A 25,372-nucleotide genomic window follows, 5' to 3' on the forward strand; every position below is an offset into this window, starting at 1 on the left:
TGCTCTGATTAGCCCCACTTGAAAGGATGTGACTTATTTTTGAGTCAAGATTTAAAAATAATACTGACCCCAAAAGCTGATACCTCCTCAAAGACTGTCGAACAGTTAAATCAGCAAATTAAATCTTTAGAGAAAAAGCTTAATTCCCTTAATTTAAAGACCAATATTGATGCCTCTGCTTTAAAGACTCTTAACGAATTCTCCTCTGCAGTTGACACTTACCAAAAACATCTCAAATCCTTCAATCAAACAGTTAAAGAAACTACAACGATTACCAGAAATGCTGATGGCACTGTTGAAAAACTAACGCAGCAGTATAAGAAAAATGGCGAAATCATTCAGCGTGAAACAAAGACCATAGACAATCGCAATCAATCATTACGTGAACAAACGCAAGAAGTTAACAGGCTTGCTCAAGCGACTGAAAAACTAGGTCAGGTACAGAAAAGAACAGAACAGAAGAATTCTCAAGGACAAACAACGAGGGTTACTCAAAAGAACCGTAATGGCTTTGACGATATTACCTATACGACTGATCCAAAGACAAATGCTACGTCGTCAAAAGTTATAACAAATTACGATCAGCAACGAAAAGCAATTGAACAACTAAAGATAAATTTAGAAAAACTTAGACAGCAAGGAATTGTAACTGACATCACCCTCTCTTCCCTTGGGCGGAAATTAAACACTGCTCAAACAGCTCAACAAATTGAAGCATTACAAAACAGAATTAAAATGCTCGATGATAAGTCTGCTGCTGTGGCTAAAAATAATGAACTCCGAAAAACTATTGAGCTTTATCAACGCCAAGCACAGGTAAACGTACAAAACCTTAATACGCGTTATGGCGATACGATGGGCGCTGGAAATAGACAAGCTATCCAAGAATATCTGAATGCAGTTAATAGTCTTAACGTAAGTGCCGGCGGCAGTAATATCAGATCTCAAATGCAAAGTTTGAACATGCAATTCAGGGAATTAGCTTCAAATGCGCAATCAGCAGCTAGTCAAGCCTCTTCTTTCGGCGCGGAGCTAACACAAGCTTTCAAAAGCATGTCTACATATTTAATCTCCGGTTCTTTGTTCTACGGTGCTATATCTGGACTCAAGGAAATGGTATCTCAGGCGGTTGAAATTGATACTCTAATGACAAACATCAGACGTGTAATGAATGAGCCTGATTACAAGTACAATGAGCTTCTTCAAGAGTCAATCGACTTAGGCGACACCCTTTCAAACAAGATTACTGACATTCTGCAAATGACTGGCGATTTTGGACGTATGGGTTTTGATGAAAGTGAACTGTCCACTCTAACAAAAACCGCTCAGGTACTACAAAACGTCTCTGACTTGACTCCTGACGACACAGTTAACACTTTGACTGCCGCAATGCTGAATTTTAATATTGCCGCCAACGATTCTATCTCAATCGCAGATAAGCTTAATGAAGTCGATAACAACTATGCTGTAACTACTCTTGATCTGGCCAATTCAATTCGAAAAGCAGGTAGTACTGCTTCTACTTTTGGCGTTGAATTAAATGATCTGATTGGTTATACTACAGCAATTGCAAGTACCACTCGCGAATCAGGAAACATTGTTGGTAACTCACTTAAAACTATTTTTGCGAGAATTGGAAACAATGAAAGTTCAATTAAAGCTTTAGAACAAATTGGCGTTTCGGTAAAAACCGCTGGCGGAGAAGCTAAGTCAGCAAGTGAACTGATTAGCGAAGTTGCACAAAAATGGGACACACTTTCTGACGCACAAAAACAAAATACCTCAATCGGTGTAGCAGGCATTTACCAGCTCTCAAGGTTTAATGCAATGATGAACAACTTTTCTATTGCCCAAAACGCCGCAACGACTGCTTCTAATTCTGCAGGTAGCGCTTGGAGCGAACAGCAGAAATACGCAGATAGCTTACAAGCAAGATTAAATAAACTTCAAAACAATTTCACCGAATTGGCTATAGCTTCATCGGATGCCTTTATTAGTGATGGATTGATTGAGTTTACTCAAGCTCTGGGTTCTTTGTTAAAAGCATCTACTGGAATAATTAACACTGTTGGTTTCCTCCCCCCTCTTTTTGTAACGATTAGCACCGCTACATTGTTACTCAGTAAAAACACTCGAACTTTAGCTACTACTCTTATATTTGGCTCAAAAGCAATGAGACAAGAAGCATTAGCTAGCATCGGATTAGAAGCAGGTATGACCCGCGCTGCTGTTGCATCAAGGGTTTTGAAAACTGCTCTTAGAGGGCTTCTGGTTTCCTCAGTGGTTGGTGTTGCATTTGTTGCACTGGGCTTTGCTTTAGAAAGCATAGTTTCATCTTTTGCAGATGCAAAAAAAGCTAAAGATGATTTTGAACAGAGTCAACAGACCAATGTCGAAGCAATTACAACCAACAAAGACTCCACAGACAAACTAATAAAACAATATAAAGAGCTCCAAAAAGCAAAAGATTCAAGAACCCTTTCATCAGATGAAGAGCAAGAATATCTTCAAGTTACTCAGCAATTGGCTCAGACATTCCCCGCTTTAGTTCAAGGTTATGACTCTCAAGGAAATGCAATTTTAAAAAGTAATAAAGCTTTAGAAGAAGCTATTGAGAACACTAAAGAATACCTTGAACTTAAAAAGACGGAAACTAAAGACAGCGCCAAGAAAACTTTCGAGGACGCTTCTAAAGAAATTAAAAAGTCTAAAGATGAGTTGAAGCAATACAAACAAATTGCTGATTATAATGATAAAGGCAGACCAAAATGGGACTTCCTTGCTGATGATGAAGATTATAAAATCGCCGCAGATAAAGCGAAGCAAGGTATGCTTAAAGCACAATCTGACATAGCAAGTGGAAATGCAAAGGTTAGAGACAGTGTTCTCTCAATCGCCCAAGCATACAGTTCTATAGATATCAGCAATACTTTAAAAACGAGTATCAATGACATTGTAGGTAAACTCACTTTAAAAGATGATTTGAATCCTGATGATCTCGATAAATTCTCTTCAGCACTGGGTAAACTCCAAGAGAAAATGCAAACAGCGTTGAATTCAAACGATGAAAAAGCATTTGATAGCGCAAAAAAAGATCTACAAGCCCTTTTGGAGACCTATTCGAAATCCGGTTCTTCTGTTGATGTCTTTAAGTTAAGTTTTGATAAGGCACAAAAGAACATTAAAGATGGAGATAAGGCCATTTCTTCTGTTAAATCTGAAGTTGGTGATTTAGGGGAAACTCTTGCTGAGGCAGGTAACCAAGCTGAAGATTTTGGTCAAAAGCTCAAAGAAGCACTTGACGCAAATGATATCAGTCAGATTAAAGATGTAATCAAAGGCATGTCAGAATCAATGCAGTTTGACTCTGTTCAAGGCATTCTTAACGGGGATATTTTTAATAACACCAAAGAACAAGTTGCTCCTTTAAACGAACTTTTAGAAAAGATGGCTGAAGGAAAGAGCATTTCTGCCAATGAAGCTAATGCTCTAATCCAAAAAGATAAAGAATTAGCCAAAGCAATAAGTTATGAAAATGGTGTTATAAAGGTTAACCGAGATGAAGTAATTCGTCAGCGAAAAGTTAAGCTCGATGCATATAATGACATGGTTCAATATAGCAATAAGCTAATGAAAACTGAAGTCAATAATGCCATTAAAACTTTAAACGCTGATTCTTTACGAATTGACAGCCTTAGAAAGCTTCGGAGAGAACGTAAGCTCGATATATCCGAGGCAGAATTGTCTCAGCTTGAAGTTAAATCAATTAATAATGTAGCTGATGCGAAGAAAGAATTACATAAGCTTGAAGAAAAAATGTTGCAACCTGGTGGATTTTCTAACAGCCAAATCTCTGCAATGGATAACGTTAGAGCTGCTCTTAAATCGTATATCTCAGCATCAGAAGAAGCTACATCTACTCAGGAAACAAACAAACAAGCGTTAATCGAATCTGGAACTTCCCTTGAGAAATGGACAGACGAGCAAGAGAAAGCTAATGAAGAAACTAAAACATCTATGTACGTGGCTGATAAATACAAGGAAGCTCTGGAGAAAGTCAATGCTGAAGTTGAAAAGTACAATAAGCAGGTAAACGACTATCCAAAGTATTCCCAAAGTTATCGAAATGCCCTGCAGAAAGAAATTAAAGCTCTTCAACAAAAGAAAAAGCTTATGCAGGAGCAAGCCAAACTCCTCAAGGATCAAATTAAGTCAGGGAACATTGCACAATACGGTATAGTTACCTCTTCCCTTTCCTCTGGTTCATCTTCTGGTGGTTCTTATTCTTCCGGTGGCGGGTCTTACTCCGGTAAATACTCCAGTTACATTAATTCTGCCGCAAGCAAATACGGTGTTGATCCAGCTCTAATTGCAGCTGTAATCCAACAAGAATCAGGATTCAATGCAAGGGCTCGTTCTGGAGCAGGCGCAGCAGGATTAATGCAGTTGATGCCTTCCACTGCTAAAAGCTTAGGTGTAAACAATGTTTATGATCCTTATCAGAGCATTATGGGTGGCACGAAATATTTAGCCCAACAACTAAGCAAATTTGGTGGCAATGTTGAAAAAGCACTTGCTGCTTATAATGCAGGGCCTGGTAATGTAATCAAATACGGCGGCGTCCCTCCTTTCAAGGAAACTCAGAATTATGTTCAGAAGATCATGTCAAATTACACCAAGTCAATGACTTCTGCTAATTCCTCCATTGCAAGCTACTACACGAAGAACAGTGCGTTTAGAATAAGTTCTAAATATAATGCGCAAGATGGCGCTTACCGATCAACTCCACATAAAGGTATCGACTTCGCAGCAAAAGCTGGAACCGCAATTAAATCGGTTCAGAGTGGAAAAGTTCAAATTGCTGGTTATAGTAAAACTGCCGGTAACTGGGTTGTCATTCAACAGGATGATGGAAAAGTTGCTAAGTATATGCATATGCTTGATACCCCTTCTGTTAAAGCCGGTCAAACTGTTAAAGCAGGACAGACCATCGGTAAAGTTGGCAGTACGGGTAATTCAACAGGAAATCACCTTCATCTTCAAATTGAAGAAAACGGAAAGACCATTGACCCTGAGAAGTATTTAAAAGGTGTCGGTACATCTATTTCAGATGCATCCCAAGCCGAAGCAGAACGACAACAAGCAATAGCACAAGCCAAATCTGACCTCCTCTCTCTCCAGGGTGACATTAATTCAGTAAACGATCAGATACAAGAGCTTCAATATGAGATCGTTCAGTCGCATCTTGATGAATATGACAAGCGCATTGGTGATTTTGATGTAAGAATCGCTAAAGACAAAGCCCTCGCTAGTCATTATCTGAGCGACAGTAAAGAATTCCGCAAGTATACAAACAATCAGAAAAAAGCTTTAACTGAACAGCAAAAGATTCAGAGTCAGAAGGTTTCTTTTATTGAAAAAGAAATCAAAACAAACAAAACTCTGAATGCCGCTCAAAGAGCACAGCTTGCTGAGGAATTAAAACAAGCTAAGATTGATCTCATCAATTTCCAAGAAGAAGTAAGAGAACTTCGTGGGCAGCTCATTCAGTCCGAGGTTGATCAAACGCTTAACGGCATTGAGAAATCGACCAAGAAAACTGAATCCAAGCTTAAAGATGTTAGCAACAAAATATCCATGACCGAGGAAGATAAAGACAAGGTTAAATATTATAGCCAACAGATTAAGCTTATTCAGCAGCAACAGAATGAAGCGAAGAAGTATATAAAACAGTTGGAAGCACAAAAGAAAGCTGCCAAAGGGTTCCCGGATATTCAGAAACAAATTACTGAAGAAATCGAGAACTGGAAAGACAAGCAGAAGGATTACAATCTGGAGCTTTACAACACAAAGAAATCAATCAAAGATGTGTACAAATCCCTTGCTGATGAAGTTGTCTCCATCTACAAAGAGATGTACGAAAAGATGCGTGATATTGAATTAAAAGCGCATCAAAAAGCTACGCAAGACTTGATTGATGAGATTGATAAAACTGATGATGAAGCTAAATATCAAAAACAGTTAAAAGAGAAGCAAGACAGTATCCAAAAACTCACTGACCAAATTAATCAGTATTCTCTTGATGACTCAGAATTTGGCAAGTCAAAGGTTAAGGAATTGACTGAGCAGCTACAAAAGGAACAGTTAGATTTAGATGAGTTTCTTAAAGATCGTGAAAGTAGCAAACGAAAAGAAGCGTTGCAAGATCAGCTTCAAAAAGACGAAGATTCAATTAACAAGAAATATGATGATCTCGTCAATGATGAGCGTGGATTTAAGGAACTTGAGAAAAAGCTAATGGATGGGAAGATTACTGATATTGCTAAGCAACTGAATGAATTCTCTAAATTCATTAACAGCAATATGGAGTCCATTGGTAAAAGTATCTCTAATAACCTTATCGATAAGCTTAAAGAAGCTTCTAATGCCCTTAATACTGTGACCAAAGGCAATACAACAGGCAAAAAAATATCTTCATTTGAAACAGGAGGATACACAGGAACAGGTTTAGGTGCTGGCAAGCTTGCTATTCTTCATGATAAAGAGCTTATTCTGAATAAGACTGACACCAAGAACATGCTTGAAACTGTAAAGCATGTTCGCAATCTGTCTGATAACGATCTGAATAATGAAACACCTAAATGGGGGCAAGGTGGAAAATTAGCAGCTTTGATTAACAAAGGAATCACCACTATCCCATCAATAATTCCGAATATTAATCAATCGAGCCTATCTAATAGTTTGATACCAAATGTTAAAACCACTAACCTCCCTCCTACAGTTAACTCTACTGGTGATAAAACAGTGAATCTAACAAACAATTTCAATATTGAAAAGCTCACAGGCGGTGAAACAGGAGCTAGGACAATGTTCGAAACTATCAAGAAAGAAGTTATAAAATTAAATGGAAGCATGTAAGAGTCTGTATAATGCAGGCTCTTCAGCTTGCTTTTTGATTGATAAGGGTGGAATTTTATGATTAGAGAAAGTCAATATTTCATGTTCGATGATATCCCCTCTTATGAAATTGGGGCAGTGAATGTAAACACAGAGGGCGGACTACTGGAAGAGACCTTCTTAGCGAATAGAACAGTAAATGAAACATATACACGATCAGCTTCTGAACCGTATGTAGACAGTGTTAAACGTGAACCATATGAAATCCCTTTAAACTTTTACATAGAAGATCATTTAGATGAAGAAAATATTCGAAGAGTTGCACGTTGGCTAAATGTAGATGATTATAAGCCTCTTTCATTCAGTAGTAATTTAGATATCATTTATTTTGCTTTGCCAGTGAATGCAACAGATTTGGTACACAACTGCTCTAATGACGGATATGTGAAGCTGACAATGAAAGTATTTCCTTATAGGTATGGACGAGAAACAACTACTCATTGGTATGACATATCATCAGGTTCTAATAATATAGAAATTAAAAATATAGGGGATTTAGATATCCCACTCTCTCTTGAATTCAAAAAAATTGGTGATGGAGACATCACAGTCGAAAACTTGACAGCTTATAAAGAACCTCTAAAATTCACATCAATTAAACATCAAGAAGTTATTAATGTAGATGCCAATAAAGAGCTGATCACCTCCAGCGTTACTGGGTATGAGTGTTATGATCAAGTCAATGAACAGTATGTTTTTTTAACAAGGGGAATAAACAGAGTTAAAATAACGGGCGAATGTTATATCCGGTTTATATACAGATATAAGTATTTGTAAGGGGATGTTTTATTGATTTATGATTTTAAACCAGGTCATCTCAAGCTTTCTTTAGCAAAACCAAATAAAAAGAAAATCGCTAATATAGTAGATTTCTCTAACGCCTCTCTAAATTTGAATTTTGATGAACTCCACGATCTAACTTTTAATATCCCACTTAAAGCAAGATATAATTTCAAGATGAAGCCAAACCATGTGGCAGCACTCATAAAAGGCTGGTATCTCATTAAGGCAGAGTTCTTAAACAGAGTTGAATGGTTTGTAATTACCGGGTTGACAAAGTCAGAAAATGAGGAACAAACAATACAAGTTAGAGCTCAAGGACTTCCCTACATTCTTCATAAAAGCAAAATCAAATCATATGAAGGCATCTCTAAAAATCTGTTGGAAGTTGCCACAGATTGTCTTAAGGGAACTTGTTTTACTGTAGATTTTATTGACCCCTCTTTTAATGAAAAACGCCGCTCATTTGATGTTACCTCTACCCGATATGAGTTTTTAAAGAACATTGGAGAAACTTTTGAGGCTGTGCCTATATTTGATACTGTGAACAACACAGTATCATTCTATAAAAAAGAAACTGTGTCCAAGTATAAAGGTGTCCAATTCTCTCCTAAAAGGTTCATGATTGATATGGAAGATACCATTGATATTGATGAAGTTGTGACACGATTAGACATTACCGGTAAAGATGGAATTGTTATTAATTCAGTCAATCCTACTGGACAAAGTTACTTGGATGATTTCTCTTATTTCCTCTACCCTTTTGAACGTGATGAAAAGAGAAATGTAATTAAGCATAGTGATTACATGGATGATGATTTGTGCCATGCAATTTTAGATTACAATGAACTTGTAAATAAAGAAGGCTCTTCTTTTTACCTCCTTTTAAATCAGAAAAAAGATCTGGAAGCAACAAAAACAACACAGGAGAATACTCTCTTCACCCTAGAAAAAATTGAATTACAACAAATCTTAGATAAGATCACAGTAGCAAAAAAAGCTGGAGATGACACGAAAGACCTTATCAAGCAAAGAGATGCCAAACAACTTGAAGTTACATCAAAGAAAGCTGAAATATCCACCACTGCCAATCAGATTTCCAAGATAACTGAAGAAATAGCAGTGTTAAAAGATCGGTTATCTATGGATAAGTTTCTCGGTGAAAAGCTAATGAAAAAGTTGTCTTATTTTATCCGTCAAGATGATTGGTCTAATGACAACATTTTTGATGAAACAGAGCTGTATGAAAAAGGCCTTGAGGAACTTGGGGAGAAAAATACACCTCCGGTAGACATCAGAACAAACATTGTCAACTTATTTACTGTCAACAAAGAAAAGGATTTTTGGGATAGAATTTACCTGGGAGATATAATCAGATTAGTTAATGACGATTTTAGAACTGATGTCAAAGCAACACTTACAGGAATGAATTTTGATTTTGAGCAGCAAAGTATACAAGTAACACTTTCGAATGGAAAAAGAGCTACTACGTTAGAACAAGACTTTGCACGCTCATTGTATACTGCTAAGAAAGCATCAACTGAATTCAATAAGAAAAAAATTGATTATGATACCCTACTGACCAATTACAATGCACGGAATGATCGTATATCTGCACCCGTAGCAAACCCAACTATCCGAAATGACGGGACTGCTATAACTCATGTTGTAAATGATAATGGATCTGTAGATGTATCAATTGAATGGGATTTTCCAGACTCCGATGAGGATAAATACAATATCGATGGTTTCCTTATCCATTGCTACTCTGACACATCAGATGATACCTATCTTTTTGGTTCAAAGATGTCAGCTGAACAATATTTATCAGTTAGTTATGATAAACGAATTGCAACATTAACCGGGCAAGTTTCAAATAAACACTATACATTTGGAGTCCAAGCCTATCGCACAGTAGAAACATCCATTGATAGCAGTGGTCGAATACTATCTGATATTGTACAGCCTAAATTTCCCTCAGAAAACCCCTACCTCCCCTCTTCTACTGTAGAAGTCAAAGGTAAGCTTAATGGCTCGAAATACACTGTCTCCTCAACTGAACCCGAAGAGCCAGAAGCAAACGATTTATGGACTAATACGGTTACCGGTGTTGTTTCCTCTTACGACGGCGAAAAATGGATTTCCAGTGACCAGAAAACTGCTGAGTTAGTTGAAACCACAGCAGCACAAGTTGACACTAAACTCTCCGACTATAATAGTCGTGTCCAAAACATTGAGCTCAATAACCTTTTGGTCAATCCATTGAAATGGAAAGGCGGCAATGTTTCTGCATTTGGTCGTAAATATTATGCCGATGTCAGTTATGACTCAACTGTTTTAAACTTAAATACAATCACTATTCCTATCCTCATTAATGCTGTGGATGCTTCAGACTCAAATCCAACTGTTGTAGACTACACTTATAACGAAGCGTGGGATATGATTCCTAAACTCAAAAATGATGGATACAACATTATTTTAGAACCATACCCCTTCATCGCAAATGGAACCGTAGCTGAAACTGATTGGATCCCTTCTGATCTAGATCAATGGTTCGCAGCATGGAACAACATCCTTCAAGACTTCGCTAAAAAATGCGAGCAATTTAAATTAGACGGTTTATACATTGCTTCAAACTTAGTTCATATGGAAGACTCAACAGAAAAGTGGAAATCAGTTATTACAAGCCTTAGGAGTTTGTTTTCTGGCAAAATACTCTACCGGACAAATTATTGGGTAACCGCTGATTGGGCTCCTGAAACAATTGCCGCGTATAATAAAAAGCTGAACAATCCTCTATTTGGACTAGTCGATATTATTGCGATAGCAACTTACTTTGAATTAACTGATAATCGAAATCCATCTGTCGATCAGTTAATTGATGCTATTTATAGCGTACCGTTATACGGACGAGGACAAAATATATTTAAGGAAATCAAAGCATTTTATGATAAATGGAATAAGCCGATCTTCTTTGGTGAACTTGGCATCCCACCTTACAGTAACTCTCCTGAACAGCCACATAACGCATTCGGTGACCTAGGGGAATACAATGAACCAATTCAGGCGAATTGGTTTGAAGCATGGGTTAGAGTTTTTCAAGCTCAAGATTGGTGGCAAGGATATTCTGTATACGCAATTTCAGATGAGAAGTCTGTGTACAACGTAATTGGTAAGAAAGCTGAATCCATTATTAGAGGACAAACATTAGGCGGTACAAAAGGCAGACTACAGAATTTAGAAGAAAGAGTCGCGCACTTAGAAGAACTAATCAAATCAATTACACAATAAGAAAGGACGGTGAATTTAGTTTGGATTTTCCTCAGCTCTATAACAACCCCATCCTTTCTCGAAAAAGGAAAGGTTCAATTGATGATCCTTATTTAAGCTATAGCGAAACTTTAACCGTTTATAACGGCCGAGCCGTACTTACTGAAATACCAAACCCCGAGTACAGAGTTATAGTTAGTGGTGACAGCAAGGAATGGCGTGAAATTGAAGATGGTGAATTAGAAGACAACTACTTTAAGGTTGAATACCTTATGGGAGTTGTCTTTTTCAATGGTTCAAATGAAGGCAAATCCCTTACTTTTACATATCAAGGAGAAGGCGCATCCTTCTTCCCTGCCTCAAGAATATGGATTAAACGGCAAGGAAATATGGTCATTGAAACACTTCAAGGCTTAATAGATGATGCTGAAGATGCCATTATTCGTATCAACGAACGTATTGCTGAATGTGAACGTGTCACCAAGCGATGTATTGAAATAACAAATTGGTGCAGACAAGCAACATCAGATTATGAGTATGTAGTTGAGAACACTAGGAAGATTTACAAACCCTCTGTTTATACATTCGTAGATATACAAACAACTTACCCCAATCCACTTATAGGATGGACGGTTGCTGTAAAAGAAAACAAAACCGTGTACAGATGGGATGGTTTTGATTGGATTGATATTGGAACTTCGGAAGCTTACGAAGGTTTCAATATCTTATTAAGCGCTGTAGAACCTTTCAATACTAATTATGTATGGTATCAGGATGAAGGCTTAATTCCAGAAAAACAAAGAGTTGTTATATCAAACGTTGCTCCAGAATCAGGTGCAGTTTGGTATGAAATTGATTAAAGGAGACTTCGATCGGGTCTCTTTTTATGGAGGTAAATGAATGGGATTTAAATATTACGACAAGAAAACAGAGCAGTATGTACCCATGTCGATTGAATTACTCAAATCTGATGGGGTATCGTTCACTGCTCCTGAAATCAAAAAAGCTTTTGATACCGCTTCTCAAGACATTACAAACGTAATAAGTACAGTCGATTCTAGTTTAACAGATATCAAAAACACTATTGGAGACATTTCAAAAATCCCTGCATCCGGTGCAACAATTGTTGATAAAGTCTTAAATGAATTTATCAGACGAAGTGTCAATGTTCAGGATTTTGGAGCTAAGGGTGATGGTGTTACTGATGACACTGAAGCTTTCAAAGCTGCCTTTGCAAGTGGGAAACGAGAGGTTTTTGTACCTGCAGGTATTTATATGGTTCAAGGATTACATATCCCTTCTTATGTCAGACTTTACGGTGTTGGATCTGGGTCTATTATCAAGCTTCACCCAACTGCTGCCGGAACATCTTGTGTGTTAACCAATAGCGACTACACAAACGGAAACGAATATATCTTAATTGAAGACTTAGACCTCGATTGGAATTTAGACAAAAAGGACAACACCATTACAAATGGAACAAATGCAAACTGTGTGGGTATTGTTAACTCTAAATTTGTTCGAGTTAGAAACGTCAATGCTCGAAATCCAGGTGTGCACGGTTTTGATGTAAGCTCCCCTGTTTGGAACTCTTCTTCTGATGGAGCAGATCATTATCAGCCAAACGGTAGTAAATATGTTTGGATTGAAAATTGTACCGCAACTAATTATGGTGATGATGGCTTCACAACTCACTATTCTGATTACATCTTCTTCACTAACTGTTATGCTTATGACGCTAATGGATCCGCACATAGTAAAGGAGCTTCAAATTCAAACGGTTTTGAAATTGATGATGGCTCTAAAAACGTGTGGCTTGTGAACTGTTACAGCCGAAAAAACTGCAGAGGTTTTGAAGTCAAAGCTCACAACAGAGCACCAGCAGCAAGAAACGTAAATTTAATTAACTGCTATTCCGAAAATGATATCCGCGCTTTCGACTTTAGACATATTGGCTTCCACCTAGCCTCCGAAAAAATCTCCACAAGTGCATTTGACATTAATGTTGTTAACTGCACTGCACAACATCCTATTTTCAGTGATCTTTATCAGGGTTTAAATCCTCGAGCACTTGTTATTTCCGCTTATAGAAATGTCAACGTATCAAACTTCAATGCAATTGGTGACCCGACATATGATTATAAGAATACTATAGTAATCTCTACTCAATATAAGAGCAGAAATATCAACCTAAGCAACATCACTGTTTCAGGGTTTACAACAGCAAGTAACGATATCTATGTAATCGGTGGAGCCCAAAAATCAGACAATGTAAACATCTCGAATGTAATCATTAACCAATCTGCACTAGTGGGTATTGCTGTTGGAAGTAAAGTTGGCTCAGTCAATATCAATAACGTTAACATGACGGGAACAAACAAAGCAGGTTCAATAGGTGTTTATTGCACTAACTCACAAGCCAATATTAACGCTGCGATGTGCGAACAATACGCTACTCCCAGTAAAATTGCCGGGAAAACCTACGCATTTATCCCGAATAATTTCAAAGGTGGTACACGGATTGCGACGACTTCCGGCTACGCTAAAACAAATACTAGCGTCGTAATGGCATCTTCAGGTGGCGGACAAGCAACTGGTGACGCTTCTGCCGTTATTGCAACAACTGGCGGTTCTAAAGCAGAAGGGCCACGTAATGCAGTTATTGCGTCCTCTGGAGGATCTAAAACAACTGCAGAAGGAAGTCGTTCATTGGTTGTTGCATCAAATAATTCTTCCATTGAAGGATCAGGATCTTCTAGGGTTGTTATTGGATCACAATCTGTAGTAAACAGAAAAGGGTATACCACTATATGGGGATATGGAACATCAGATACCCCTTCCATCTCGAACATTAAGATAGAACATGATGCGATGAGAGGAAATATTGCCTTAACCGGTCAGGTTAAAGGCGCTTCAACATTTGCTGATTATGCGGAGTATTTTGAATCTGCAGATGGAAGAGCAATTCCTACCGGATATATGGTCACACTTGATGGGGACAAAATTAAGAAAGCGAATCTCGGTGACAAGGTATTAGGGGTTATATCTGAAACAGCTGGTATTGTGCTCGGAGAGTCTTTGTTTAATTGGCAAGGAAGATATCTCAAAAATGAATTCGGCGGTCTTATTTATGAGGATACGGATGTAACATTTGTGGATTCGGAAGGTATACAAAGAACAGAAATAAGAAGGTTACCAAAAGAAAACCCCAACTTCAACGCCAATGAAGAATATGTTCCACGATCTGAGCGTCCTGAATGGAATATTGTCGGTATGTTTGGACAGATATTCGTTCGCATTGATGAAACAGTTCAAAACGGCGACAGAATTGTACCTAAAGCCGGAAAAGGATCAAAATCCTCTGATGCTTCAGGTTATCCGGTAATGAAAATAACTACACCTTATACAAAGGAAAGAGGATATGGTGTCGCTGTCTGCTTAATAACACCCACAGTTTAATTTAGTGTCCTCTTTAAAGGAGGTGGTTATGTTCTAGTTAAAATATAAATTTTATTCAATTTACGGCATTCAAAAACAGAGATAACAAGAGCATACGTGAGATAAAGAGAGATAGGGATTTGTCCCCTTCTCTCTTTTTTGTGCTCAAATTTAATTTAGGAGAGATGTTTAATATGGCTATTCAAGCGAGACAAATGTTAGTATCACCAGACAAATATTCAATCAAATGTCCATATGCATTATCTGCTTCATTCATCACTTTTCACAATACATACAACGACGCACCAGCGCAAAATGAAGTTAGTTATATGATCGGTAACAATAATGAAGTTTCTTTTCACTTTGCTGTAGATGATAAAGAGGTTGTCCAAGGGATTCCTACAAATCGTAATGCATGGCATACGGGTGATGGATCAGGTGTGAATTCAGGAAACCGGACTTCCATCGGTGTAGAAGTTTGCTACTCTAAATCAGGCGGAGAGCGCTATAAAAAAGCTGAAGCGTTGGCTATTAAGTTTATTGCACAACTCCTTAAAGAACGTGGCTGGGGCATAGATCGAGTTAAAAAGCATCAAGACTGGTCTGGCAAGTATTGCCCACATCGAGTTCTTGATGAAGGACGTTGGAATGCTGTTAAAGCTTCTATTGCTGCTGAATTGAAAGCACTCGGCGGGAAAACTTCTTCCTCATCTTCAAAGCCAACAAAAGTCGTTAAAACAAATGGCTCTTATGTTAAGAACACAGTTATCGCAGACAGTCTTAATGTGAGAACTCAGCGCAATGCGAACTCCTCTATTGTACTTGCCCTTCCTAAAGGCTCCACTGTCCAATACCAAAAAGGATCAACTCAAAATGGTTGGGGTTATATCAAATATACAAACTCCAAAGGCGCTACATACAGCGGATATGTAAATGTGAAATACATTAAAAGTGATGCTGAGCTTGGAAAATCAACCCCAAAGCCTAAACCCACTTCTAAGCCTGATAGCAGTGGAATCAAATCTGTAGGCAAGATTAAAGTTGTCGGAGTAAAAAGCGCTGCTATCGTAATGGACAGACCTGATAAAAACAAAGCGAAGAATCTCGGCACTGTGGAGCTAGGTGATACCGTCAGCATTTCTGGCTCAGTGAAAGGGTTAAACAATGCTAAGGGTTACTGGGAAGTTATCTACAAAGGTAAACGAGGCTACATCTCAGGACAATTTGGCTCAAAAATCTAAATATATTTAAATATCTTTGAGAATGATTGTAGCTCAAAGTGTATCAATGATTATTTAGGAGGTGATGTGACATTACCTCCTATTTTTTATGGAGGATGATTGCATTGTGGCTGAAAAAGAAAACTATGAAGTTTTAAAGACCGAGGTCGCTCATATAAAAGAACGTCTTAAAGAACAAGCAGAAGATAGAAAAATCATGTTGGAAACACAAAAAACAACAAGTGAATCGCTCATTAGGCTTACCACTGTTGTTGAGAATCAGGAAAAAAACCTTGTTGAAACAAAAAATTTGTTCACCACTGAGATAGCTGGACTAAGAAATGAGTTTCAGCAAGTTAATCAGTCGCAAACAAAATGGCTTCAAAACTTATTAGAAGGAACATTCGGCAAGACATTAAAGATTTTAGTTCTAATTATTCTCTTACTGCTTGGTGCAGAGATCGCTGGTGTTGATATCACCAAATTAGCTAATTTATAAGGAGACGATTTAATGACTAAAATTAACTGGAAAGTAAGACTTAAAAAGAAAACATTCCTGGTTGCAATCTTCTCTGCAACTCTTTTGTTTGCACAAGCAATTGCATCTGCATTTGGATACGACATTTCTGTGTTTAGCGATGATCTTACTGAGAAATTTAATGCTTTGCTTACATTTCTAACTGCAATGGGGGTTGTAGTGGATCCAACCACTACAGGTATCTCAGACAGCGATCAAGCCATGGAATACACAGAGCCAAAATAACTTGGGGAGTTTATCTCCCCCTTTTTTTCATTTTCAAGAAGAAAGGAATGATTGTTGATTATGCAAATAGGATCTGGATATATCGGAAGTCCAATGCTTGAGAAGTCAGAATCTAACCATGAAGTAATCCCCTCCCCACCTGCAACCTGGACGATTAAATATTCTTTCTATAAGTTCAGCTTTTCGAATGATCAGGAATGCCACGTATCAATCAATGGTGGAGATCCTATCTATTTAAGGGCTGGACAAGGCTTTCAAATGGACGCTCACGATTCACCTATCACAAGCTTCAAAATTTCTGAGTCAGGAATTACATATAACTTTTTGGGGGCGCATAAATGAGTTTTTTCAATCCAATGGTTAATGTCTCAATTGTCACTGGGAAGTCTGCTTATGAAATCGCAGTGGACAATGGTTTTTCAGGAACTGTAGAGGAATGGTTAGCTTCACTAAAAGGTGAAAAAGGCAACACTGGAGCTACTGGCGCTAAGGGAGACAAAGGTGATACTGGTGCAACCGGTGCTAAAGGAGCTACTGGTGCTGCCGGTAAAGATGGAAAATCAGCATATGAATTAGCCGTTCAACAAGGCTTCACTGGAACATTAGATGAGTGGCTTGCTTCTCTAAAAGCAACAGCAAACTGATCATATACCCTTCTCTAACGAGGAGGGTATTTTTTTCGTTTCGTTCATAATCGAATTATTGATTTGTTTTTAATTTTCACTCAAATTCCCTTTACATTTCTTTCCTCCAATGCAACTATATAATAAAATGGATTTGAAAGGGGTTTAGGACTTGGAGAACGAAAAGGTCATTCCTTATGATTTAGTAGCAACAAAGATGAATCATTGGTATGTGGCTATTAAAAAGAATTGGGTCGGTAGAGCAGAAGAAATGCGTAAAGAAGTTATGCAGGAAATAAAAATTATGGAAGAAAACCAAGATGTTTTACTATACTACTCCCTACTTGAGTTTAGACATAAGCTAATGTTGGCATATATGTATCCTAACGCTATAAAAGACATTGAGAAAAACTATGGTGAGTTAAAAGCATACGAAGGCCATGAAAACTTAACTGGAATGCTCGAATATTACTATTATTTTTTCATGGGCATGTTCTATTTTAGACAAAAGGAGTTGGCATTCTCCCTTAATCACTATAGACAAGCTGAGAGATATTTGGATTCAATTGAGAGCGAAGATATTGAAGTTGAAAAAGCTGAATTTTATTTTAAATTGTCAGAAGTGTATTACCACATGAAACAGACTTATTTTTCAATGAATTATGCCATGAGGGCTTACGATATATTTAAAAAGCAACCTGCTATTGACGGGAGCCCTACATACGGGGTACAAAAGGTACGCTGTCAATTCGTCATATTTGGTAATTTATTGGACAGTATGAAGTTTGATGAAGCTTTAAAGCAAGCATACAAAGCGTATCAGGAAGCAGTAGAGCTAAACAAAAGTGAAAAGAATCGTGGGCATTTGATGCGTTCAGCACTGTTTAATATTGGATTATGTTATAATCAAATGGAAGAACTTGATAAAGCATTTTTTCACTTTAATAAGTCACTTCAAATCATTGAGCCGGAAAATCATGATTACGCTGCTAAAACATTATTTGTTATCTCCTTCTTAAAGGGAAGGCAAAATGACATTGAAAACGCAAAAAAATTTTATGAACAGGCCAAACAGTTGGCTGAACGGCATAACAATGAAATGGTACTTGAAAAGTTAAAAATGGTTAAAGGACTTTTCTTGGACTATGATTTAGACTTAGTTAGGAAAACATTCGAGTTCTTCAAAGAAAGAAGTATATACCCTGACATGGAAAGCTATGGTGTCTCTGTAGCAGATTTTCTCACTGGAAAACAGGATGCTTGGGGTGCAGTTGAATTTTATCGTTTGGCAAATGAAGCAAGAAGACAAATCAAAAGGGGAGAAGCAATATGAAAACTAAACTATTTATCTGTGCAGTTCTATTATTCGGCGTTGCCGGAACAGTGGGTGCTTCCTATCTCCAACAACAAAATGATACGTTCAAGGTTGCTGAAAGAGCCGAAACGTAAAAAACTAATGACTTTGTAAGGAGAACAGAGGGAGCTGCTCTCTGTTCTCATGATTTATGTCCACCCGTCAAACCTGCTCTATGCAAAGCTGTGCCTCCAGGTGTATAAGAAACAGCTCGTAAGATCGCTTTAGATCCGTATTTGTTTCTTATCCCGTCCATAACGAATCCAAGCATTCTTCTCTTCTCATTATCTTTTTCAAACAGACTTAATTGTTGATTTACATCATCCTCAATATTGGATAAGGTAACTGAAACACTTCGTACCGTTTTGCCTGTATAGAATTTATCAAACAACATCAAGCAATATCGATAAATATCCATTGTGATATTTGTAGGCAAATCAATCGTTTTAGCTCTGTGAAAGCCGCCGCTGAACTCATCTTTACTGTAACCAATACCCAAGCTAATTGTGCGCCCTACTTTGTTATGTGTTCGTGCTCTTCGTGCAACCTCTTCACAAATCTCCAAGAGAACCGCCTTGATATCCTCTTTCTTCGTATAGTCTCTAAGTAATATCTGACTTTTCCCGTAGCTTATTTGCCCTTGCATCAAAGGAGCTCCAATTTCAGAAAGGTCAATTCCATGTGCATGATAATAAAGCTGATTGCCCATAATGCCGAATCGTTTTTCAAGTAGCTCTAATGGATATTTAGCTAATTGACCAACAGTTGAAATCCCCATCCGGTTTAAATTCCTCTCCATCCTCCCTCCTATTCCCCACATTTCAGATAACGGATGAACACACCAAAGCTTATTTGGAACATCTTCATATCTCCACCGTGCAATCCCAGTCTTTGTTTTCTTACTCTCTAAATCAAGAGCTAACTTACTCAGCAACATATTGTCACCAATACCAACAGTACAAACTAAGCCAAACTCTCTCTTCATACTGCTCTGAATTGCTTCTGCCATGACTTCAGGATTTTCTTTTCCTGCATCTAAAAAAGATTCATCAATTGAGTACGTGTGCACACATGTTTCAGGAACGAACCTGTAAAACAATTTAGTGATTTCAGTTGAAACTCTGATGAAAAGTTTCATTTGCGGGTTTACTATATGAATTTTTGGATCATCTGGAATCTCAAATAACCGGGAGCCAGTCTTGATTCCATAATCTTTTTTAAGTGCAGGAGACGCTGCTAAGACAACACTTCCCTGTCTATCCGTGTTTCCGACTACAGCGAGATAACATGTCATTGGATTCAATCCCATTGTTACAGCCGATACTGAAGCATAAAAGGATTTCATATCTACACAAAGTATATTTTTACGTGGAAACTGTGAGTAATCAATCATTGTAAGCAACTCCTATGATGTCATTCATGGTGATGTATACGGTTTGATCGTGATGATCTTTTACATGCAATTTGTGTTGTTCGTAATTGAGATATTGAACTGTACCGATTAAATCCTCGGCAACCCCTTCTTTAAAGAGCTTAAACTTTAGTTCTTTATTCAGCGCCATTGCTTCAGAAACCAGGATGTCAATCTCCTCAATTTGTTGCTCATCTAAAGATGGCTTCTCCATTTTCGAAACATCTAACAAGTCCTGTTTTAATTGCGTTAAATGTTCTGGAAGCATCATGGAAGTCCATTTGATCGCCCCTCGATCTCTAAGCATTTTGAATCACTCCTTTATTGATCTAATATTAACAGAACAAATGTTCTTTATTCAATATAAATAAGAACAATAGTTCGATGTAATTGTTGGAAATGACTATTCAGCAAGTATCCACTAAGCTTTATGGGCTGCTCTAGTCGATACTTGAGTTCAGTTTCAAGAAATCCGCAGGAAAAAGTAAAAACAGCCGCCAGAAGAAAATGCGGCTGTGTGTCTTTATTTGTCTTTCTCCTTTTTTTCATTCGGCAGCTGGATGGAAGGCGTCACACCTGATCCGCCGCTTCCGTTATAAAACTGCGGCACCTCTCCTTGAATCGCTTTAATGGAGACCGGAATATTATTTGTCACGACTGATGTTTTACTGGCAAACGGAATAATGACCTTCACTTTAATTTCCACAAAAATACTGATATCGATCAGGGCATTGTTAATGCCGTACGGCTTTATTTTTGTTTTCACATCAGTTAACGCATCACCGATCAGGTTAAAGCGCACGGGGATTTTCGGCCCCAGATTTCCGAGAATGCTGTTTCCCGTGACCTGCCCTAAAGGGATGTTAATCATAATTTCATCGGCCGTTTTCGCGCCTTTTTCCGTTTCATGCTGCTTATTGTTCGACTCCGCTTCCTTCAAATGAGCCTGAAGCTGCTTTGTCACTTTCGCCTTCATGCTGTTGACCACTTGTGTATTAAAATCCATCGTTGTGACTTTTCCGTTTTCATCCGTTTTCATATCGACCATATCTTTCACATTGTCGCTGTGAGACATGTATTCTTCAATGGATTCCGTAATGACCTCTGTCGCCACCCGTTTGGTTTCCATTTCTCCTATGTTCATCAGCACCGGTTTGATTGAGGAGTTGATCATCCAGAGGCTGATGACCGTCGATATGATAAAAAAAGCAAACGACAGAAGCAACACATACCGAAAAGGCAAAGGCCCTCTCTTGCGAAGAGCGCTCCGGTATCTAGGCAAGAAAAATCCCCCCTTACATATCACAATGTATGCTTGTAAGGGGGGACATAGTAATTTATTTTCACACTTAAAAACTCCGGCACAAAGTATTGCTTTTCTTTCTGATCACGCAAATGACGGGCTATTTTTATAGCCTGCTTATTTTCGTTTTTCTAATCCTTTTTCTTTTTATGCTTTCTTTTGAAATTCCCTTATAAATTTGATGTGAATTTTCCATTTCATTGCTTAGCTCTTTTGTGTTTTCTTCCATCATAGGAATTCTTGTATTTACAATCTTAGATAGTTCCTGGTTAAATTGTTTCATCAGTTTAGCTTGGTCTTTAAGATTTACGGCAATGTCAGTATATAGTTCTATTTCATTAGGATTTACCCCATCAATGACAGCTTTAGCATAACTCCTAGCAGCTTCATGTGGGTCTGCATATGTAATGCTTGAGCCATTATGAATTAGCAAAATTTCTTTCTTCATGATAAATTTCCTCTCTTGTTGAAAATCTTAATATATCTTATAACACAAATTTCAAAAAGAAAAGTACTACATTATAACTTGTCTATTGTCAATAAGGCTCCAATAATCACAGACATATATTTGGAATTAGTGTATAATGATTCCTGTACATTAAAGCATGCTCACTCAAGGGAGTCTTGCTCATCCCCTACGAAAGGGGGTGATGCTTATGTCAACATTTCAGGCATTAATGTTAATGCTTGCATTCGGGTCGTTTATAATCGCCCTGTTGACGTATATAAATAAAAAATAGACCTCCCTTGAGCCTGGAAACCTGAAGGGTTAGGCCTATCATGAACAACTGCTGAGCAAGCCCTTTGATGGGCAGCTTTTTGTACAGAGCCGGGGTGCTACCAACACCCTGGTCTTTTTATTTTATGCATTTCTTATGAAAGAAATACACTGTAACCGATCAAATATCTTACACTTCTGATTATAACACATTAAGTGAAACCATTGAAATAATTTACAATACTTTGTTTATGGAAAAAACCATTATTTTATTTTGATTACGAATGCTTACTTTTGCATCATCTCATACAATTGCAATACTTTTGCTTAACTGTTTAATAAATCATCATCTAGCTCAATAGATAAAATACCATCGTCTTCATCGTCCACATCTGTTGATTCTTCTATAAACAGACTTTGAATGAAGCCAGAGAAAGAATTTGCCACCAAAAACGTGTCTTTCACTCCATTTGTCAATTCATGATCCCAAAAATAAACTTTCCCTGCTGCTTCTCCTTTCACACCAAGACAAATTTGATCTCCTCCGTCACCATCAGAAATCGGTATAATCCAGTCCGGCATTTGTTCTTCATAAGTAACTGTCATTGATATAACATCAAAGTCAGCATCGTCTACCCCAAACCCATAAAATAGCCCTAATCTTAAATGATTATTACTAGCCACTGGATTCTCTTCAAGGCTTGGAAATAGAACATTATCTGCCTGTATCGTGCTTCCGCCATATCTTACAACGAATTCTTTGTACACCTCATCAAGATTTATGTTTAATTCGTTTTCAAATGCTTTGATTTTTCTTTTGCTTTCTTGTTCATTGCTTGATGCGTAATACTTTAAATTAAATTTGTTCATCTTTTCAGTGATATCGTGTATGCTCATTCCAAAATCCTCACTTAGATCGGGTTTTCAGGATAATCAGCTTTATATTTCTCAATTATTCCTTTTAGAGACGCATCAGACGGTTCCTCACCTAGACACCTATGTTTCCGAAACTTGTGCATAAAACCAAAACTTTTCCCATTGCTCGGGGATCATTTCATTTATTGTTTCTGCAATCTCTTTATATAGATTGTTTAGCTCAGTCTCCATCATATGCATCGCCCAATGTACTAAAATCATCCCTTAACCAATACCAGTGCTCACCCTTATTCTCAAGCAGTCGCTGTATTAAATCAGTAAATGAAGTGGCTATTACCTGTGTTTCACCAACAATTCCATGTCGATCAAAAAAGCTGTCGTAACACTTACCTTTACGATCTTCATTTAAATCAATTGTCAGATATTCTCCTTTTCCATCCGTACAAACAATATACCACTCAGAGGAAATGTCTTCTTCACAAAGTTCCCCAACAATAACGGGATTAGCCAATTTAAACTCAGCTGGTCGTACTATATATATTGGATAATCCGCATTTTCATATAAAACTGCTCCACCGCATTGTTTATAAAATTCACTAACATCTCTTGGTAGTTGATGCTTCTCGTCTATTGTCGGGAGACCGTCAACTTCAAACAGCCGGCAGTCTGATGTAGAAGCAATCTTCTTGATTAACATATGAATACTCAAGTCCACACCTACTTTCTAAAATTGTATTGATTAAATGCATTATAATATTGCTGTCTCGCTTCTTTAGGAACATTAGCAGCATCAAACATCTTCTCAGTAAGCTCTTGTATTTCTCTAGGGGATACTTCTTTCCAGTTTACTTTGCCGCCAACTTTCTTCCCTGTTTTTTCGAACAACCATTCTCTATATACTTTCTTCGTAGCGTTGTGTTGTTCCTTAGTTAAAGCTACTGTTGGTGTGTTACTCCCTCTACTCACATAATTCGGAACATTGTGTTTAGCCCATACGTCCATTACACCGTGATGATTCTCTAAGGGACTGTTACTTGGCCTATAATCTACGACATCGAAAGGTTTTACTTCTTTATCTGACTTATTAGCAAAACTCATTAGTTGATTTTTTAAGTTTGCTCCATCCACTACATTGTATGGCACGTCACCTGTCAGAGCAAGGTCATACTTTGGATTATATGGCAGTAAATCCGGAATTTTAACATCCTTCATTTTCGTACCTGCCTGCCCTACCTTGTTTATGACCTTACCTGCTGCATCTGCTTTGTTAACGGCTCCTGCGCCTTTCGTTCCGACGACAGCTACAGCCACTGAACCGACCGCATATGTCACCCATCTTGATCGGGAATATGCATCCCCGTTCACCATATCTTTTTGATACGATTCCTCGATTGCTGCTGAAACAGCATCATATGTTTTAACTGGATGAAGTACTGCGTTTCCCAGTGCTGACAAGGTTTCTCCCGGATCGGTTATGAAGTCCCATAAACCGGTTACCGTGTCTTTCCCGACATCATATAAACCAACGCCAGCTCCTTTTAAAATATCCCAAGTCACTTCTCCGGCTTCTTCCATCTGTTTTGCTTGTTCAAGCTGGATCACATATTGCTGTTGGGAAGGTTCAAGGTTTTCATAGCCGATCTTCTTCGCGATTTCCAAATACTCATCCGGATCGGTTACACCATCAGCCAGCTTTTTCTTCAGATCCTTGATTTCACGCTCTTTCGCCTCTTCCTTTTTAATCGTCAAATAAGCATCCGAATGTCTTGCAATCTCGCCTTTTTTCTTATGGATGTCGCTTTCACGGTACGCCTTGGCGTTGTAGTGAAGCGGCGTGGCGTTTTTTCCTTTGCCTGTGGCGTTTTGAAGCTGTTGAAAGTCGGCTTGGATGAACTGTTCGTTCGCTTCCGTTTCTGCGTATTCCTTCATTAGATCATGATCGAGCTTTCCGAGCTTGTGTACGGTATTGTCCCGTTTCTTATCTGCTGAATCCAGCTTTTGATCGACATCCTCTGTCGAGAAAACATCAAGATGAACAATATCGCTTATCTCATTAAGAATATCCCTCATTTCATTCCGCTGCTCCTGCATGATAGCTTTTGATTTATTCTTCGCATGAATCAGTTCATGTTCTAAAAATGACTCTTCCACAAACGAATCAGTCAATCCGGCATCAGATACTTTTCCAGAAATACTGTTAAGAAAAGCAATCTTCATATCGATCAGATCAAGCCAGCTGTCTGTGACGCCGGCGTGGTCCTGGAAAAAGGCTTTGATGTTGTCGGCGCCACGGCCTGAGAAATCATTGTCACCAAGATCAGCCATGCCTTGAAATGCTTTTCTGAGATTAATAAACTGTTCTCTAATCTGATCGTATTCTTTTGCTCGTTTCTCCGCTGCTGAGATTAACGAGGATGCTTCAAATACTTTCATGCCTGTCTCCTTTCCACTTATTCTCATGTAAATTTTACCACATTATATTAATGTAAGGAGCTTCTTCCTTTTGTGAAAGGTCTCTTTCTTAGGAGATTTGAACTTTAACAAAATCTTAAAATAGGCTCACTTCTGTTGATAAAAAATGGAAAAGGTGATACTATCCTCACGAAAGGAGGTATTAATTGTAAAATGTATTATTTATTTACATCTCAGATACTCATAA

Annotated in this window: 17 protein-coding genes and 2 pseudogenes; 11 read left to right on the plus strand and 8 right to left on the minus strand. The window is 38.0% G+C overall.

Annotated features, from left to right (window positions below; all coding sequences use genetic code 11):
- Positions 1–39 precede the first annotated feature (39 nt).
- The 10 genes and pseudogenes from JNUCC21_RS11605 to JNUCC21_RS11650 all read left to right on the plus strand — a co-directional run bounded on the left by JNUCC21_RS11605 (position 40) and on the right by JNUCC21_RS11650 (position 18,384).
- Positions 40–6,918, plus strand: coding sequence for a phage tail tape measure protein (locus JNUCC21_RS11605; protein WP_369878163.1), 6,879 nt, complete (start codon positions 40–42; stop codon positions 6,916–6,918).
- Positions 6,919–6,975: 57 nt separating this feature from the next.
- Positions 6,976–7,734 carry a phage tail protein gene (locus JNUCC21_RS11610; RefSeq protein WP_369878164.1) on the plus strand — a complete coding sequence of 253 codons (759 nt, stop codon included), beginning with the start codon at positions 6,976–6,978 and terminating at the stop codon, positions 7,732–7,734.
- A 12-nt stretch (positions 7,735–7,746) separates the two neighbouring features.
- Positions 7,747–9,771: pseudogene (locus JNUCC21_RS11615) on the plus strand (phage tail protein); the annotation flags it as partial.
- A gap of 1,277 nt (positions 9,772–11,048) precedes the next feature.
- The gene (locus JNUCC21_RS11620) at positions 11,049–11,867 is read left to right on the plus strand and encodes a hypothetical protein (RefSeq protein WP_369878165.1); all 819 of its coding nucleotides are present in this window, start codon (positions 11,049–11,051) and stop codon (positions 11,865–11,867) included.
- Between the two features lie 40 nt (positions 11,868–11,907).
- On the plus strand, positions 11,908–14,466 hold the full coding sequence (locus tag JNUCC21_RS11625; RefSeq protein WP_369878166.1) for a peptidase G2 autoproteolytic cleavage domain-containing protein: 2,559 nt from the start codon (positions 11,908–11,910) through the stop codon (positions 14,464–14,466).
- Positions 14,467–14,639: 173 nt separating this feature from the next.
- Positions 14,640–15,686: an N-acetylmuramoyl-L-alanine amidase family protein gene (locus tag JNUCC21_RS11630; protein WP_079005041.1), complete on the plus strand. Its 1,047-nt coding sequence runs from the start codon at positions 14,640–14,642 to the stop codon at positions 15,684–15,686.
- Between the two features lie 106 nt (positions 15,687–15,792).
- Positions 15,793–16,164, plus strand: a complete 372-nt coding sequence (locus tag JNUCC21_RS11635; protein WP_014472511.1) for a hypothetical protein — start codon at positions 15,793–15,795, stop codon at positions 16,162–16,164.
- Between the two features lie 12 nt (positions 16,165–16,176).
- Positions 16,177–16,428, plus strand: coding sequence for a phage holin (locus JNUCC21_RS11640; protein WP_014470077.1), 252 nt, complete (start codon positions 16,177–16,179; stop codon positions 16,426–16,428).
- A 338-nt stretch (positions 16,429–16,766) separates the two neighbouring features.
- Positions 16,767–17,072, plus strand: a complete 306-nt coding sequence (locus JNUCC21_RS11645) for a hypothetical protein (RefSeq protein WP_099762739.1) — start codon at positions 16,767–16,769, stop codon at positions 17,070–17,072.
- A 151-nt stretch (positions 17,073–17,223) separates the two neighbouring features.
- Positions 17,224–18,384, plus strand: coding sequence for a tetratricopeptide repeat protein (locus JNUCC21_RS11650; RefSeq protein ID WP_020954197.1), 1,161 nt, complete (start codon positions 17,224–17,226; stop codon positions 18,382–18,384).
- 163 nt (positions 18,385–18,547) lie between these two features.
- Here the strand turns inward: JNUCC21_RS11650 and JNUCC21_RS11655 are convergent, their stop codons facing one another.
- From JNUCC21_RS11655 to JNUCC21_RS11670, 4 genes are all read right to left on the minus strand, one after another.
- Positions 18,548–19,798 (minus strand): UV-damage repair protein uvrX, encoded by a 1,251-nt coding sequence (locus JNUCC21_RS11655; protein ID WP_014470073.1) that lies wholly within the window; start codon positions 19,796–19,798, stop codon positions 18,548–18,550.
- Positions 19,791–20,123: a YolD-like family protein gene (locus tag JNUCC21_RS11660; RefSeq protein WP_064778347.1), complete on the minus strand. Its 333-nt coding sequence runs from the start codon at positions 20,121–20,123 to the stop codon at positions 19,791–19,793. The genes JNUCC21_RS11655 and JNUCC21_RS11660 overlap by 8 nt, the downstream gene beginning before the upstream one ends.
- A 216-nt stretch (positions 20,124–20,339) precedes the next feature.
- Positions 20,340–21,098, minus strand: a complete 759-nt coding sequence (gene yunB, locus JNUCC21_RS11665) for a sporulation protein YunB (protein WP_076982785.1) — start codon at positions 21,096–21,098, stop codon at positions 20,340–20,342.
- A 127-nt stretch (positions 21,099–21,225) separates the two neighbouring features.
- Positions 21,226–21,567: a hypothetical protein gene (locus JNUCC21_RS11670; RefSeq protein WP_064778345.1), complete on the minus strand. Its 342-nt coding sequence runs from the start codon at positions 21,565–21,567 to the stop codon at positions 21,226–21,228.
- A 202-nt stretch (positions 21,568–21,769) separates the two neighbouring features.
- Here JNUCC21_RS11670 and JNUCC21_RS11675 point away from each other — a divergent pair, with 202 nt between their 5' ends.
- A complete protein-coding gene (locus JNUCC21_RS11675) occupies positions 21,770–21,859 on the plus strand; it encodes a putative holin-like toxin (protein ID WP_076982784.1) in 90 nt (29 codons plus the stop codon).
- A gap of 305 nt (positions 21,860–22,164) precedes the next feature.
- Here JNUCC21_RS11675 and JNUCC21_RS11680 read toward each other — a convergent pair whose 3' ends face one another.
- From JNUCC21_RS11680 to JNUCC21_RS11695, 4 genes and pseudogenes are all read right to left on the minus strand, one after another.
- Complete coding sequence (locus JNUCC21_RS11680) at positions 22,165–22,734, minus strand: SMI1/KNR4 family protein (protein ID WP_369878167.1); 570 nt, start codon at positions 22,732–22,734, stop codon at positions 22,165–22,167.
- Positions 22,735–22,836: 102 nt separating this feature from the next.
- Positions 22,837–22,944, minus strand: a pseudogene (locus JNUCC21_RS11685) (immunity protein YezG family protein); the annotation flags it as partial.
- Positions 22,934–23,422 (minus strand): SMI1/KNR4 family protein, encoded by a 489-nt coding sequence (locus tag JNUCC21_RS11690; protein WP_064778459.1) that lies wholly within the window; start codon positions 23,420–23,422, stop codon positions 22,934–22,936. The pseudogene JNUCC21_RS11685 and the gene JNUCC21_RS11690, both read right to left, overlap by 11 nt.
- Before the next feature lie 8 nt (positions 23,423–23,430).
- Positions 23,431–25,146, minus strand: coding sequence for a T7SS effector LXG polymorphic toxin (locus JNUCC21_RS11695; RefSeq protein WP_369878168.1), 1,716 nt, complete (start codon positions 25,144–25,146; stop codon positions 23,431–23,433).
- Positions 25,147–25,372 lie beyond the last annotated feature (226 nt).

The organism is Bacillus sp. JNUCC-21 (genome assembly GCF_041222765.1).
In the GTDB taxonomy this organism is placed as follows: Bacteria; Bacillota; Bacilli; order Bacillales; family Bacillaceae; genus Bacillus; species Bacillus velezensis.